This window comes from Lysinibacillus sp. FSL L8-0126 (genome assembly GCF_038630385.1).
Classification (GTDB): Bacteria; Bacillota; Bacilli; order Bacillales_A; family Planococcaceae; genus Lysinibacillus; species Lysinibacillus fusiformis_D.
In genome coordinates this window covers 2274087-2288915 of record NZ_CP152028.1, presented here as the reverse complement: position 1 = coordinate 2288915, position 14829 = coordinate 2274087, and the positions used below count along the sequence as shown (strand labels likewise).

General features: G+C 39.5%; 14 protein-coding genes and 1 pseudogene. 5 read left to right on the top strand and 10 right to left on the bottom strand.

Going from position 1 to position 14829, the window contains the following annotated elements; translation table 11 throughout:
• The first annotated feature begins 20 nt into the window (after positions 1-20).
• The gene (locus tag MHI34_RS11205; protein ID WP_036118609.1) at positions 21-860 is read left to right on the top strand and encodes an RluA family pseudouridine synthase; all 840 of its coding nucleotides are present in this window, start codon (positions 21-23) and stop codon (positions 858-860) included.
• A 443-nt stretch (positions 861-1303) separates the two neighbouring features.
• On the opposite strand, the gene MHI34_RS11200 is transcribed toward MHI34_RS11205, so the two are convergent.
• The 4 genes from MHI34_RS11200 to MHI34_RS11185 all read right to left on the bottom strand — a co-directional run bounded on the left by MHI34_RS11200 (position 1304) and on the right by MHI34_RS11185 (position 3977).
• Positions 1304-2158, bottom strand: a complete 855-nt coding sequence (locus MHI34_RS11200; protein WP_145991300.1) for an IS3 family transposase — start codon at positions 2156-2158, stop codon at positions 1304-1306.
• On the bottom strand, positions 2143-2649 hold the full coding sequence (locus MHI34_RS11195; RefSeq protein WP_180957783.1) for a helix-turn-helix domain-containing protein: 507 nt from the start codon (positions 2647-2649) through the stop codon (positions 2143-2145). The genes MHI34_RS11200 and MHI34_RS11195 overlap by 16 nt, the downstream gene beginning before the upstream one ends.
• 244 nt (positions 2650-2893) lie before the next feature.
• Positions 2894-3724 (bottom strand): aldo/keto reductase, encoded by an 831-nt coding sequence (locus tag MHI34_RS11190; protein WP_342504437.1) that lies wholly within the window; start codon positions 3722-3724, stop codon positions 2894-2896.
• Positions 3725-3803: 79 nt separating this feature from the next.
• Positions 3804-3977: a hypothetical protein gene (locus MHI34_RS11185; protein WP_170829926.1), complete on the bottom strand. Its 174-nt coding sequence runs from the start codon at positions 3975-3977 to the stop codon at positions 3804-3806.
• Positions 3978-4367: 390 nt separating this feature from the next.
• Here MHI34_RS11185 and MHI34_RS11180 point away from each other — a divergent pair, with 390 nt between their 5' ends.
• Positions 4368-5213 (top strand): VOC family protein, encoded by an 846-nt coding sequence (locus MHI34_RS11180; RefSeq protein ID WP_342504436.1) that lies wholly within the window; start codon positions 4368-4370, stop codon positions 5211-5213.
• Between the two features lie 167 nt (positions 5214-5380).
• Here MHI34_RS11180 and MHI34_RS11175 read toward each other — a convergent pair whose 3' ends face one another.
• The 3 genes from MHI34_RS11175 to queG all read right to left on the bottom strand — a co-directional run bounded on the left by MHI34_RS11175 (position 5381) and on the right by queG (position 8961).
• The gene (locus tag MHI34_RS11175) at positions 5381-6730 is read right to left on the bottom strand and encodes an IS1182-like element ISBsp5 family transposase (RefSeq protein ID WP_340811474.1); all 1350 of its coding nucleotides are present in this window, start codon (positions 6728-6730) and stop codon (positions 5381-5383) included.
• A 296-nt stretch (positions 6731-7026) separates the two neighbouring features.
• On the bottom strand, positions 7027-7500 hold the full coding sequence (trmL, locus tag MHI34_RS11170) for a tRNA (uridine(34)/cytosine(34)/5-carboxymethylaminomethyluridine(34)-2'-O)-methyltransferase TrmL (protein WP_058844476.1): 474 nt from the start codon (positions 7498-7500) through the stop codon (positions 7027-7029).
• Positions 7501-7830: 330 nt separating this feature from the next.
• Entirely contained in the window at positions 7831-8961 is a 1131-nt protein-coding gene (queG, locus tag MHI34_RS11165; RefSeq protein ID WP_058844477.1) for a tRNA epoxyqueuosine(34) reductase QueG, read from the bottom strand.
• 59 nt (positions 8962-9020) lie between these two features.
• Here queG and MHI34_RS11160 point away from each other — a divergent pair, with 59 nt between their 5' ends.
• The 3 genes from MHI34_RS11160 (at position 9021) to MHI34_RS11150 (ending at position 12175) form a co-directional block, all read left to right on the top strand.
• Entirely contained in the window at positions 9021-9710 is a 690-nt protein-coding gene (locus MHI34_RS11160; RefSeq protein ID WP_101966939.1) for a phenylalanine--tRNA ligase beta subunit-related protein, read from the top strand.
• 15 nt (positions 9711-9725) lie between these two features.
• On the top strand, positions 9726-10235 hold the full coding sequence (locus MHI34_RS11155) for a hypothetical protein (protein ID WP_058844479.1): 510 nt from the start codon (positions 9726-9728) through the stop codon (positions 10233-10235).
• A gap of 353 nt (positions 10236-10588) precedes the next feature.
• Positions 10589-12175 (top strand): catalase, encoded by a 1587-nt coding sequence (locus MHI34_RS11150; RefSeq protein ID WP_271910948.1) that lies wholly within the window; start codon positions 10589-10591, stop codon positions 12173-12175.
• A 157-nt stretch (positions 12176-12332) separates the two neighbouring features.
• Here MHI34_RS11150 and MHI34_RS11145 read toward each other — a convergent pair.
• From MHI34_RS11145 to nagB, 3 genes and pseudogenes are all read right to left on the bottom strand, one after another.
• Positions 12333-12726: pseudogene (locus tag MHI34_RS11145) on the bottom strand (cytidine deaminase).
• A gap of 6 nt (positions 12727-12732) precedes the next feature.
• Positions 12733-13638: an LD-carboxypeptidase gene (locus MHI34_RS11140; RefSeq protein ID WP_036119268.1), complete on the bottom strand. Its 906-nt coding sequence runs from the start codon at positions 13636-13638 to the stop codon at positions 12733-12735.
• A gap of 350 nt (positions 13639-13988) precedes the next feature.
• Positions 13989-14702, bottom strand: a complete 714-nt coding sequence (nagB, locus tag MHI34_RS11135; protein ID WP_249646140.1) for a glucosamine-6-phosphate deaminase — start codon at positions 14700-14702, stop codon at positions 13989-13991.
• Between the last annotated feature and the right edge of the window lie 127 nt (positions 14703-14829).

The window sequence follows — 14829 nt, the reverse complement described above, 5'->3', positions numbered from 1 at the left end:
TTTTCTACGGAGGAAGATCTATGTTTCATTATGAAATAACTGAAGATAACTTACATGTTGAAGAGCTGTTACGCAATCAATGGCGACTTGGCAAAAAGCTAGTCCATGAATTACGTATGGCTAAAGCAATCACTTTGACAAATGATGAGCTGATTCAATGGAATACACCTTTACAGGCAGGGACAATTATAAAATTTACATTTCCTATTCCGACATCTAACTACAAACCAACACCTGTTTGTGCTATTGATGTAGTCTATGAAGATGAACATTGTTTAATCGTCTCCAAGCCAAAGGGCATGGCAACACATCCGAATGATGCTCGTGATACACATACTTGTATGAACCATGTTATGGCACATATTAAAGAACAAGGTGGTGTATACGCCGAGCATGTTCATCGTCTTGATAAAGGGACACAAGGTTTATTACTTGTAGCAAAACACCCATTAGCAAAGTCTATTTTTGATCGAATGATTGAAGAAAAATCCATTATTCGTACGTACGCCGCAGAGGTACAGGGTAATTTACGTACATCATCAGGAACGATTGCTGAACCAATTGGAAAGGACCGCCATCATGCGACAAGACGGGTTGTATCCAACACGGGACAGCATGCCGTAACTCACTATGAAGTGGTGGCCCGCTACAAAAACTCCTGTGTTGTCCACCTCATTCTTGAAACTGGACGAACGCATCAAATTCGTGTTCATTTAGCCTATATCGGCCATCCAATTATTGGTGATACAATGTATGGCGCACGAGAAACAGCAAATGATGACTACGAGCTCCATGCGATTCAATTAGAATTTGAACATCCATTTTTAAATAAACGAATTACCGTCAAGGACGAGCAGTAAGTAAAAAAATCCCGCCCTCTATTTGAGAGCGGGATTTCATAGTGTTGAAAAACAAAACCATCCATAGAATTTATGTGAAAGGTGAAAAAGGATTTCCGTTGCAGGCTACTTGCTTTCCTGTGGGCGAGCGCCGAGCCGCTTCCTCCGTGCAGGGGCTCGCCTATCTCGCTATTCCCACGGGAGTCAAGTAGCCTTCCACTCCAATCCATAAAATAAAAATGTTCACTTTTTAGCAAAAAAGTGAAGGTATTCACTACTCTTTTATGGTGGGGTGTTGGCACACATCACTTCTCCACATTGAAAGTAAGAGGCTATCCCTCTCTTATACTATAAATAATGGGCTATTTTGTTCAGGAAAAGACACTTTTGCAGAATGGTTGATTGGAGTGGAGCCAGCGTCACTCCTAGGGGATTTAGTGAACTGACCCCAAAAATTTGAACTTTTAAGAAACTCTTCGAAACTCAACTGGACTTTTTCCGTTGAGTTTTATTTTTATCCGTTCATGATTGTAGTAGTGGATATAGTCTACTAACGCTTTTTTGAATGCTTCGTAGTTCTTAAACGTTGTTGCGTATAGAAATTCTGATTTCATAATGCCAAAAAAGCTTTCTATCACGGCATTATCTAAACAATTTCCTTTCCGTGACATACTTTGCTTGATTTCATGTGTTGCCAATAACGCTTTAAAACGTGGTATTTGATATAACCATCCTTGATCAGAATGGACGATTAAGCCACTCTTTTTCGATAACTTTGTATACGTAAACGCCTTCTTAAAAGACTGTTGAACTAACTCAAAATTAGGTGATTTTGATACCTCATACCCAACGATTTCTCGATTGAATAAATCTAATACAGCGGATATATAGATTTTTTGACCGTTTATTTTAAACTCCGTTACATCGGTTACCCATTTCTGATTGGGTGCAGTGGCTTCAAAATCACGTTGGATGACATTCTCTGCGACATAGCCGACTGTCCCTTTATACGAACGGTATTTTTTAGGGCGTACCGTCCCTTTTAAGCCCAATTCTTGCATCAATCGTTGGACCGTTTTATGGTTGATGAAAAACCCTTCATTTCGGAGGGCTAAACAAATACGACGATAGCCATAACGCCCCTTATGGTAATGAAAAAGCGTCTGAATTCGTTCTTTGATCGCCTGATATTTATCTGGTTTTACCCATTTTTGGAGATGATAATAATACGTACTTTTCTTAAGTTTCGCGACTTTTAATAGAGCTTGAAGAGGAAAATCCAACCTTAGCTCATAGACAGCTCTTACTTTTTCTTGGATTTGAAGGCATCCTTTTCTTGAACTAAGGCTTTCAACTTTTTTAAATAGGCATTTTCCATCCGTAAATACTCAATTTCGGCTTTTAACTCATCCGTTGTTTTTCCATTTAAATCGGACGAAGGTGGTTGTTTTTTTGGCATTGATTGGCGCTCCTTTTCTACTTGATAGAGCACCTCACCAGCCGTTGACATCCATTGTTTTTTCCATCTCCGAACGGTTTCACGGGAAGGAATATTAAACTTCGCAGCAGTCTGAAGGAGCGAATCGCCCGTCTCTATCAGGTGTTGAATTACTTTTATTTTAAAAGAATCTTCGTAATTCGTGAACCCTTGAGGACGAATAATTCCTTCGATGCCATGATAGCGATATAATTCAATCCATAATCGAATGTACTGTCGATCCCTCTGTAATCGATTGGCAATCTGATACGTACTTTCTTTTTCTTCAAAGTAAGCTAGAACTGCGGCTAATTTTTGTTCATCAGAAATCACTACCTGCACCCCCTATAGTAGATTTTTAAGTCCAATATTTTGGGTGCAGCTCATAGCGTCACAGAGGAGACCCTGGAGCGAACGCAGTGAGTGAAGCGGCTCATCAGACGCCCCCTGGAAAGGACGCTGGCGGAACGGAAATCAACCCCTCGCCTTACAAAATTGCTTATTATGCCGTTGACATTACCTTTTTTCAACAACATGAAATCCCGCCCTCTATTTGAGAGCGGGATTTACTTATTTCCTAAAAATCAAATTTGAAATGATCAGGATCTTGCCCAAATCGTTGATTTCGATTTAATGTAGCCATTTTCTCCATCTGGGCTTGTGTTAATTCAAAGTCAAAAATCTGTGCGTTTTCCTCGATTCGACTTGGTGTCACTGATTTAGGAATAACCAATGTATTGTTTTGTAAATGCCAACGTAACACTACTTGAGCAGCCGTCTTTCCGATTTCTTGCCCTATTTCCACTATTGTAGGGTCAGTAAGTACGCCTCCGCGCCCTAGCGGTGACCATGCAGTAACAGCAATTTGATGTTCACTGCAAAATGCGCGTAATGGGATTTGCTGTAAATAAGGATGTAACTCCACTTGATTGACCATCGGAGCCGTATTTGCCTTTGCCAGTATTTTTTCTAAATGATGCTCATGGTGATTCGATACACCTGTCGCTCGAATTAATTTTTCATCGTATAGACGTTCAATTGCTCGATAGGTTTCTTCAAAAGTTTCTGGGACAGCCCAATGGGTTAAATATAAATCTAGGTAATCTATATTTAATTTCTTTAATGAAACCTCAAAAGCGCGTAATGTGGCATCATATCCTTGGTCATTATTCCACACTTTTGTCGTAACAAATATATCTTCACGTTGAATGCCTGAATGACGAATCGCTTCTCCTACCTCTACCTCATTGCCATATAACGATGCTGTATCAATAGCTCGATAACCAAATTTAAGTGCTTTATCAATAGCCTGTAATGTTTCTTCACGTTCGGTCATTTTATAAACACCTAAACCAAAGCAAGGCATTTCTACACCATTTGATAATGTTTTCGTTGATTGTAAATGCAAGAAGCACAACCCCTTTCTTTTCCTAGTACCATTATACAAAAAATTGGATTTAAGAAAAATAAAGCAGCTGTTTTAAACCTTACTTTTTCTCGATTTCCGTATCCTCCTCCAATTGTATAGGGTCAGCAATACGTTCATCCTCTGCCAGTTCAAGACCATCTCGTAAATGCTCCATCTGTTTCCCCAAATCTTTTAATTCTTTCATATCTCTAGCCATTGAACCATTTTCAATGTTTGGCACTTTTTTTTCCATAATGATCACCTCATTTATAGTTTTCCCGATATCGATATGTTTGAACCATTTCTGACATATTTTATTCCGCTATGTCGTTTCATTTTTATAATAGATAGGCTATACTAAAAAGAGATGTCTTTAGAACATGAGGAGGGTACTTCCATGAAATTATTATTAATCATTGGTGTAACAGTTGCTTTCTTAACAGCTATTTTTACCGCTGGATACGAAGGCGACTACAAAGCAGACAAATAATAGCTCAAGAAAATCACTAAGCATTTTGCAAGGCTTAGTGATTTTCTTTTTTTGTAGAACAACAGAAATACTTGACTTTCCTTTGTTTTTAAAATAAACTAACTTACATAAAGTAACTTAATAAAAAAAGATAACTATTTGGAGGTATCCTATATGCATTTCCATGAAAAACCTAACACATATGTAACGAATGTTGAAATAAAAGTAAGCGATCTCCAACGCTCTTTAACCTTTTATCAAGAAATAATAGGCTTTAAAATTTTACAGCAAGAATCACATAAAGCTACGTTGACTACCGATGGAGAAACTGCTCTTTTAACCATTGTTCAGCCTGAAGCAGTGGAAGAAAAGCGAAGCATGACGACAGGGCTTTATCACTTCGCCTTATTATTGCCAACTCGCCGTGACCTAGCCAATGTCATTACTCATTTTCACGACAAAGGTGTACACCTTGGGGCTTCTGATCACGCTGTCAGTGAAGCACTCTATTTAAATGATCCTGATCATAACGGTATTGAGGTGTATGTGGATCGTGATGAAAGCGAATGGACATGGCATAATGATTACGTGCATATGGTGACAGAACCACTCAATATCCGTTCTATTTTAGAAGAAGGAGATGGAAACTGGAATGGACTTCCTGCTGGTACAGTGATGGGTCATATTCATTTATCTGTCTCCAACTTAGCAGAAGCTGAGCATTTTTATACTAAAGGCTTAGGTTTTGAGATTGTCACACGCTATGGTTCCCAAGCACTATTCATTTCAACAGGTCGTTATCATCATCATATCGGTTTAAACACGTGGCACTCAGAAAATGCTTCAAAGCTTGGCCAAAATCAAGTGGGTTTGAAAACATTCTCCTTGCGACTAGATAACGAAGAACAAGCAGCCACTATGAAAGGAAACCTTCGTGTAATGGGTGCACCAGTCATAGAAATTGCTGGTGGATTCCAAACAGAAGACCCTGCTGGTAATGTTGTATTATTGAAGTTTTAGTATTAAAAAGGCAGTTCTCACATGCGGAGAACTGCCTTGAGACTGTAGACAAAAGCCCATCGAGAAGTTCACTCTCGATGGTTTTTGTCATTTTTCTTCCTATTTTATTTTTAACATTTGGTAATATACTACCAAATTCAACATACTCTTCGAGCTTAGTTGCTCTCTTAAGCTACTTGCCACGTCCAAGTAGCCAGTTTCTTCAAATTCATGGCAGCAAAAGTAAGCATCGCCTGCATGGACAATTTTTTTAGACCTCTTAAGGTTGTCCATCGCATACCATGCTTTTCTTTTGCATCGGCAAAGACACGCTCAATCGTTTCTTTGCGCTTTGCATAAATTTGTTTGATGTCATAGGAATGGCGTAAATGTTCAGCTTCCTCCACATACGACTCCCAAATATGGCGTTGAATGAGTTTTTGATGATGCTTACTTTCTGTACATTGGGAAAGGCTTGGACACTTCGCACAAATCAAAGGATTCGATTTATATTGGCGATATCCTTCCTTCGTCGTTGTCGCATACTTCAATATCTGCCCTTGTGGGCAAAGATAACAATTATAGTGCTCGTCATATGTATACTCGTGCTTTCGGAAGAATCCATCTTTCGTTTTAGGACGTGTATACGGAAGAACAGGCAACATTTGATTCTCTAACAAAAAGTTCGTAATCGCTGGTGTTTTATAGGCTGCATCTGCCGCAACAGCGATTGGTTTTTGAACGTTTTGAATGACCCTTTCAACAAGTGGCTGTAATACATGGCTATCGTGCACATTTCCCGGAGTCACAATGGCACCTAAGACAAAGCCTTTTTCGTCTGTGGCTGCATGGAAAGAATACGCAAACTGTTTCGTACGTTCATCCTTCACGTAATAGCCACTTTCAGGATCTGTCGTGCTTTCCTTTATTTCTTTCCATTCTTCCTTTTCAAATTTCTCCGGGGGAAAGGGCTTTTTTCCGTGTTCTTCACGATCCATATTTAACTCTAATTGAAGTTTTTCTTCATAAGCCCGTGTTTCTTTTCGCACGACCTTTTTATCATACTTCCGTTTATTCGCACTCGCTTTCACATGCGTAGAATCGATAAATAAATGGTCTGCATGGAGGAGTCCTTGATGCATAATCTCTTTTAAAATACGATAGAATATCTGTTCAAATATATCAGTGTCTTGAAAGCGACGGGCATAATTTTTACCGAAGGTAGAGAAATGCGGGACTTCTGTATGGAAGCCAAATCCTAAAAACCAGCGATACGCCATATTCGTTTCAATTTCTTTGATGGTTTGACGCATGGAGCGAATGCCAAAAACATATTGAATAAACGTCATTTTGAAGAGAACGACAGGATCAATACTTGGACGCCCATTAGGTGAATAGAGATGTTCTACTAAAGGATAGATAAATGAAAAATCAATAGCAGCCTCTAGTTTTCGCACTAAATGATCGTTGGGAACTAATTGATCAATCGTTAACATTTCTAATTGTTCACGTTCATTGGTTTGATTCTTCGTCATCATGGTTGATCACCTCAAAAGTTTACTTTTCAACACCCTATGTAGATAGAGTATTTTATATAGAAGTTGATTGGAACGAAGGGCGGCGACTCCTGCGGGAAAAGCGGGAAAGTCGAGATCCTGGACTGAGCGAAGCGAGGGAAGCAGCTCGACCCCGCCCGCGGAAAGCGTCCGCCCGTAGTGGAAATCAACGGCTTTACTTTATTTTATTGTAAAAGAAAAAAGACTGTAGGCAAACTCAAAATTCAGCGAGTTTGTCTACAGTCTGAGGCAGTTCTCACATGCGGAGAACTGCCTTTTTAATGTAAACCTGGATAGCCTTGTTGTCGTAATGCCTCATAAATGACAATGGCAGCCGTATTAGACAAATTGAGTGAACGTATATGATCACTTTGCGGAATACGCAAGCACATATCTCGTCGATCATATGCAAAGTCCTTTGGCAACCCTGTCGTTTCTTTTCCAAACATAAAATAAATATCTCGATCTTGATCACTAAAATCATGCGTCGTAAACGGCTCATCACTATACGTTTCGATTAAATAAACATCTCCATTTTTAGAATGCTCTATAAAATCATCCAGTGAATCATGATAGACAATATTCACACTATGCCAATAATCTAAGCCTGCTCGTTTCAACATTTTATCGTCCGTCGAAAAACCTAGTGGACGAATTAAATGTAACGATGTATTCGTACCAGCACAAGTACGAGCAATATTCCCTGTATTAGCTGGAATTTCTGGTTGATATAAAACGATATGCAATGGCATAACGACACACTTCCTTATTCAAAATTTCTTTCAGCAGGCTCTTGAACAGAGCCAGATTTTTTTAGAATGAGTAGCCCCTCGGATAAAATGAGACTCAGTTCTTTTGAGTCGGTTTTCCCTCTCGGTAAGCGAGCCATAGTTCTTTGGGAGCGACTTTTCCACATATTATGAGCAGGCACGGCTCTTTTAGAGCGAACCGACTTCCTTTATGAACGAAACCCCAACCTTTTGGAGCACCCTCCGCTCAAACTAGAGCCGCTTCTCCGACAATTCCAGTGACTGATTTCACCCTCTAATAGAAAGCAAGTAAACCAATTGCCCTGACTCAACTTATTGGAAAAACTGCAACCCTTTATGAATTTCACTGAGTACTTCTTCATCCTGTTCTGTAACTTCCGCTTCATGTAAAGCAGATTGGGCTATTTCTCCACCTATCTTGCCTAAAGCCCATGCAGCTGTGCCACGAATGACAGGACGTTCATCTTTTTGAAGAACATCAATTAAATCTGGTATGGCGGCTTCTTCTTTAAAATGAGCGAGTGCTAAAATGGCATTACGCTGGATAGGCTTTTTCCCACGCCAAGAGCCTGAGACATGACCAAACTTGGCCTTAAATTCTCGATTAGAAATCGTTAAAAGAGGAGTCAATAATGGCTTGGCAAGTTCTGGATCTGGCATAAATTCTTCATGCATCCAATTAATTTTCCCTTTATTTTTAGGACATACTGTCTGGCATGTATCACAGCCATAAAGACGATTGCCGATATGATTTCGGAACTCATCAGGCAGTAATCCCTTTGTTTGGGTCAGAAAGGCAATACAGCGCTGCGCATTCAGTTGTCCTCCTTGGATTAAGGCGCCAGTCGGACAAACATCCAAGCACAATCGACAATCTCCACATTCATCCTCCATTGGCTTATCTGGCGCAAAAGGGATATTTGTGATGAGCTCTCCCAAATACACATAAGAGCCAAATTCAGGCGTTATAATGGAACAATTTTTCCCACTCCAGCCAATGCCTGCACGTTCTGCTACGGCTCGATCTACAAGTGCTCCCGTATCTACCATCGATTCAATTCGCACACCCTCGACGTGTTCCTCAAGCCAAGCAGATAATAACTTCAAACGTTCACGTATTGCTGTATGATAATCGACACCCCATGAAGCTCGACAAAAAATTCCACGCCTTGCACCTTTTTTACCAACTGGTGCATTTTGCATACGCGAAGGATAGGCAACAGCTATCGCTACAATGCTCTCTGCTTCATTTAATAATTGAAGGGGTTCGGTACGTTTTTCAATATTACTTTCTTCAAAACCAGACTGGTAGCCTAGCTCCTGCTGGCGACGCAATCTGTTCTTTAGTTCTGTAAAGGGAGCTGCTGTTGTAAAACCTATTTTATCAACGCCAATGGACATCGCATATGCCACAAAGTCACGTTGTAGGTCATGTATGTTCATTTTATTTCCAACTCCTTACATGGTACAATAATAGAAATAGATAAAGTAGGTGATGTTCATTGGAAATTTCCATTAACCAATCTTTATTAGCACGACATCCCGAGCTAAAAATCGGCATTATTCATTATACCAAAATTGTCGTAGCAGAATCCCCTCAAATGATTAAAGGACGTATGCAATTGTATCAGGAAAATCTCTTTCTAGAAATGCAAGAACAACCCGTGACACAGCGTGAGGGTATCGCAGAATGGAGACAGCTATGGAAAAAGCTTGGTGCTGATCCAAACCGTTACCGTCATTCAGCAGAAAGCCTAATGCGTCGAATTAGTAAGCAAAACTATTTAACACCACTTCATTCAGGTGTTGATTTAAATAATTTCTTTTCTCTCCAATACGAAATGCCAATTGGGCTGTATGATGTCGCTCCAATCAAAGGGTCTGTGGAAATTGCTCTTGGTCATGATGAAATTAGTTACGAAGGTTTAAATGGGCGATTGAATACATTAACAAATATTCTATATAGTCGTGATGAAGTAGGAGCATTTGGCTCACCTTTTGTCGATTCTAAACGCACAGCTGTTACAGAGGAAACGACTGAGGCATTACATATATTTTATCTCCGACCATCGTTAACAACTGAAGCAGCAAACGAACTTCTTGCGTCAGCAGGAAAAATGTTTAATCAAATCCATGGCGGTCATTATCAAACCGCACTTTTGTCAAATAATGCGCCATCTACAACACTATAAAAAGGACGTGTTTTCATGATTAATCTTGCAGAAGCAGTTAAACTAAAAAGTATTTTAGGGAAGAAAACTCAAGAGCTTGTTAGTGAACTACATCGTAGTGCTGTTGTGACAGTAGAAAAAGGACAAGCTCCTAAAACAAGTAATCGTGCTCTCCCCCTTATTGAGGCTGACCTAGCACAAATTCGTCTCGATGCACGTACGCTAGACCGTTTAGTATATGAAGCGAACATTCAAAACTCCGTCGATTTTAAAGGTGAAAAGTTAGCACTAGTAGAAGCCATCGAATTGGCGACACAGCTCCGTGCCGAGGCTGAATTGTGTAAAGAATTTAGTATGCGTGAAAAAGAAAGTGTCCGATTTGGCTATGGTGAAAATGCAATGTTATACGAAATCACTTTGTATGAGCCTGATGCATATCGAGAACGAGCAATTCAACTCGAAAAAGATGCACATAAACTATCCAATCTTATTAATTCAAAAAATTATAGTATACAAATTAACTTTGACGATTCTCGTTATTTCTAATCTCGGGGCGGTGAGACTCCAAACCGAGTTGGATGTGCTGTTTTCAAATTCAGCTTTTGAGCTAACTTGCCTCAAACCAATAACAAGTTACCTGTTACTGTATGACCGATGACTAATGACCAACTATAGGCAAAAGCCATACTCAACCAACTTGATTCCGTTTGAAAACGCCATCCATGGCTCTCCTACATTTATGTATGGAGAGCCTTTTTATGTAGATTCAGCATTTTTTCAAGGACGTAAATGGTGAATTATGGAATATTGATGCCAAGTTTAAATGTCGATGAATTCGAATGTCTAGTTTGCCCCATTCAAGGACAAAATGGAAGTATCTATAGGAAAGGGGTCATACTATGACACAGCAAAATGATTCAACACATGAGCAAGATACAACCTTAACAAATCGACAGGGCCATCCGATTACCAACAATCAAAATTTACGAACAATCAGTAATCGTGGTCCTGCAACACTTGAAAATTATGATTTTCTAGAAAAGATGAGTCACTTTGACCGAGAGAGAGTTCCTGAACGAGTGGTCCATGCTCGTGGTGCTGGTGCACATGGTTATTTTGAAACTTATGGTGTTGTGGGTAATGATCCAATTTCAAAGTATACACGTGCAAAAGTCTTTCAGGATAAAGGGAAGAAAACGCCTGTCTTGGTGCGTTTTTCAACTGTGATACACGGCGGTCACTCCCCTGAAACTTTACGTGATCCACGAGGCTTTGCAGTCAAATTTTATACAGAGGATGGCAATTGGGATTTAGTGGGCAATAATTTAAAAATCTTCTTTATTCGTGATGCCATGAAATTCCCAGACATGATCCATGCTTTTAAGCCAGATCCTATTACTAATATTCAGAGCGTCGAACGTTTCTTTGACTTTTGTGCTAGCTCTCCAGAAACCTTCCATATGGTCACTTTTGTCTACTCACCTTGGGGGATTCCAGCTAATTATCGTATGATGCAAGGCTCTGGGGTCAATACGTATAAATGGGTTAATGATGAAGGGAATGCGGTTCTTGTCAAATATCACTGGGAACCACTACAAGGCATTAAAAATTTAACACAAAAAGAAGCAGAAGAAATCCAACAGAAAAATTTCAATCATGCCACTCAAGATTTATATGATGCCATCGATCGTGGTGAATATCCTGAATGGGAGCTACATGTTCAAATAATGGAGGATGGTCCACATCCTGAGCTTGATTTTGATCCATTGGATGATACAAAGCTTTGGCCAAACGATCAATTCCCATGGTATGCAGTTGGCAAAATGGTATTAAACAAAAATCCTGAGGATTATTTTGCTGAGGTGGAACAGGCCGCATTCGGCACAGGGGTACTGGTTGATGGCTTAGATTTTTCTGATGATAAAATGCTACAAGGTCGTACTTTCTCTTACTCCGATACACAGCGTCATCGTGTAGGGGCTAACTACTTACAGCTACCGATTAATGCGCCTAAAAAGCGTGTTGCTACCAATCAACATGGTGGGCAAATGATGTATAAACGTGATTTAGCACCCGGTCAAAATCCACATATAAATTATGAGCCATCTATGCTCAATGGTTTAAAGGAAGCGACACAAGCTGGGAAAGAACATACACCCTATGTAGAGGGAAATCTTGTTCGTGAATCAATCGATCGTCAAAGCAATACTAAGCAAGCTGGCGAAACTTACCGTAGCTTTGAGCAGTGGGAGCGAAATGAACTTCTTGAAAACTTAATACGCGATTTATCAGTCTGTCACGAGGATATTCAAAATGCAATGATTGCGCTAGCAGAGGAAGCGGATGAAGAATATGGTCGTTTACTCAAAGAAGGTTTGCATAAGGCACGAAAAAACGCCTCCGCTTCTAAACCACTTGGCAATATCGATGGCGATCAAGCACCTCAAGATGCTATCAATAAAGGTCATGATGCCGAGCCATATTAACTAAGTTAAAAATAGGCTGGGACAAACCAATGAAAAACCCGATCTATTTTACGAAACACTCCTTTAGTGTTTTGTAGTAGCTCGGGTTTGCTTTTCGTCTTAAAATTATCTGGCTTTCATAATAGCCAAATTAATTATGTATAAGCCTCTTTTTGCATTATTGCTCATAAGCCTTATACCAATGATAGGGTTGAATTTCTTTTAATAACTTAAATACTAATTCACCATTTGCATTCGTAATCGCAGCTTTCACATTCTCTCCTCAATAGAAAAGTCTTTCCTGACAGACCCCGCATGGTGTAAGTTCTGATTTTTCACTTTCTCGAGCAACACAAATTGAATGTGTAACCTTTGTATTGAATTGATGGGCCTCTAGAATGGCTCCCGTTCCCATACATAATTCAGTAGCTGGCATTCATGACCTCTGGTGCGATACTTGTTAAAATCCGCCCATCTTCAGTATACAAAGTTGCAGTTCCTCCCCAGCCAGAGGGATATCTTTTTTCTGCTAATGCTACTGCCGATTCATATAGTGTTTTTTCAATATCCATCCTACATCATTTATGCACGCCAGGTAATATTTTCAATACCTTTTCCTCGGCGTCTAAAATAGCATCCACTCCTAGTGGAATGGCAATATTCGTCGTTTCATGCCCAATCTTAAAGCCAGCCACAACCGGAATGCCCAATTCAGCAAAATACTCCTTCATCAACAGATGCAATGCCGCTTCATCAGCTCCTGTCTGTGTAAATGAGCCAATGATTACACCTGCTAACTGTTCTAACTTCCTAGCCTGTTTTAATTGCTGAAGCATCGAATCAATTCCTGGAATCGTTTCACCTAGTTCTTCTATCAATAAAATTCGACCTTCAGTACGCACTTCAAATTTGGTTCCTAATGTGCTGACAAGACGATAGAGATTGCCTCCGATAATTTCACCTCTTGCAACACCCCCAGCAATTGTTGTTAAAGGAGAAATCGCCTCTGTATACTGAATTTCCATCGGGGAAAATAATTGTAAAAACATTTTCTTTGATAAGTCATCCATCTTACTAGCTGCCATAAGCAGAGGGCCATGAAATGTCACTAGGTTGGCATATTCATTGATGGCACAATGTAAATATGTCAGATCTGAAAAGCCCCAAAAAATTTTAGGGTTTTCCTCTAATAAAGTATAATCAACTTTTTCAGCAATTCGTGCAGAGCCATAGCCTCCCTTGGCACAAAAGATCGCTTTCACTTCAGGGTTTTTCACCATTTCATGCAGATCACCTAACCTGGTCTCGTCATCTCCAGCTAAATAATCATGTTTAGCATGAATCGTATCACCTACAATATAGCGAAGCCCTAATTCGTCCAAAAAGGCTAATGCATCTCCTAGCTTTTCAGGCTCTACAAGACTTGAAAGGGCAATAACACCAACTAAATCACCTTTTTGTAGATATGGTACTGTACTTTTCAACGCAATCACTCCTCTTTTCCTTATTTTAGCATAGCCATACTATGGGAGCATTGATTATTGCGATGCTTCATGCCTAAAATAAACCATAATATTAGAAGTTATCGCTTTATGATAATCTCGCCATAGAGCTTACCTTCCAGACACACTATCTAGCACAAACTTTATTCATTGGAAATAGACAGCAACGATTGCTGGTATTTTTGCTTCTATCGTTGCTTTTTTGCTGGAATAACAGTGTCATACTGTTTGGTGCGGACAAGGTGAATATTTATTTTTTTCGATGAAAATTATCCTACCGGAAAAACAAATAAGCAAAGACTTCCACTATAAGAAGTCCTTGCTTATTCTTGTTAGTTTGTTCCACCATAAATAATCGTAACATTAGGATGGTTTAATAATTGACTTGCTGGGAAATCTTCCGTCACATGACCACTCTTCAATTTTTCCATTGCATCCAACTTCTTCTCTCCAAAGGCAATAAGGACGATTTCCTTTGCCTTCATAATGGATTGAATGCCCATCGTAATCGCATGTGTGGGCACTTCAGAAGGGTCATCAAAGTAAATAGCGTTTTCTGTTCTTGTGGACTCTGTTAACTCAACTATATTAGTCATAGAATCAAACGAAGTGCCGGGTTCGTTAAAGCCTATGTGACCATTCACACCGATTCCAAGCAGCTGTAAATCAATGCCTCCTGCTTCCTCAATACGTCTATCATATGCAAGACATTCGGTAGCTAAGTCGGCTGCCTTGCCATTTGGCAAATGTATATTTTCTTCTTGTATATCTACAAAATTAAATAAATTCTTATGCATGAAAGTCCAATAGCTTGCTGGGCTTGTTTGCTCAAGACCTACATACTCATCCAAGTTAAAAGTTTGAACATCCTTAAAAGATAGATGACCTGCCTGATGTCTCGCCACTAATTTCTTATACATACCAACAGGTGATCCACCCGTTGCTAACCCTAAAATACTATTAGGTTTCTCTTGTATTTGCTTGGAGAAAATATGAGCTGCAACTTCGCTCATTTCCTCATATGTATTTACTTCTATCCACTTCATAGTAATTACGATACCTACCTTACCCTCAATATTATTAACTAATATGTAAAATATTTCACTTTATAGTAGCTAATATATTAATCTTACTAGTTATTTAGCTATTTTTCTATCATTTCCTCCTTCAGTT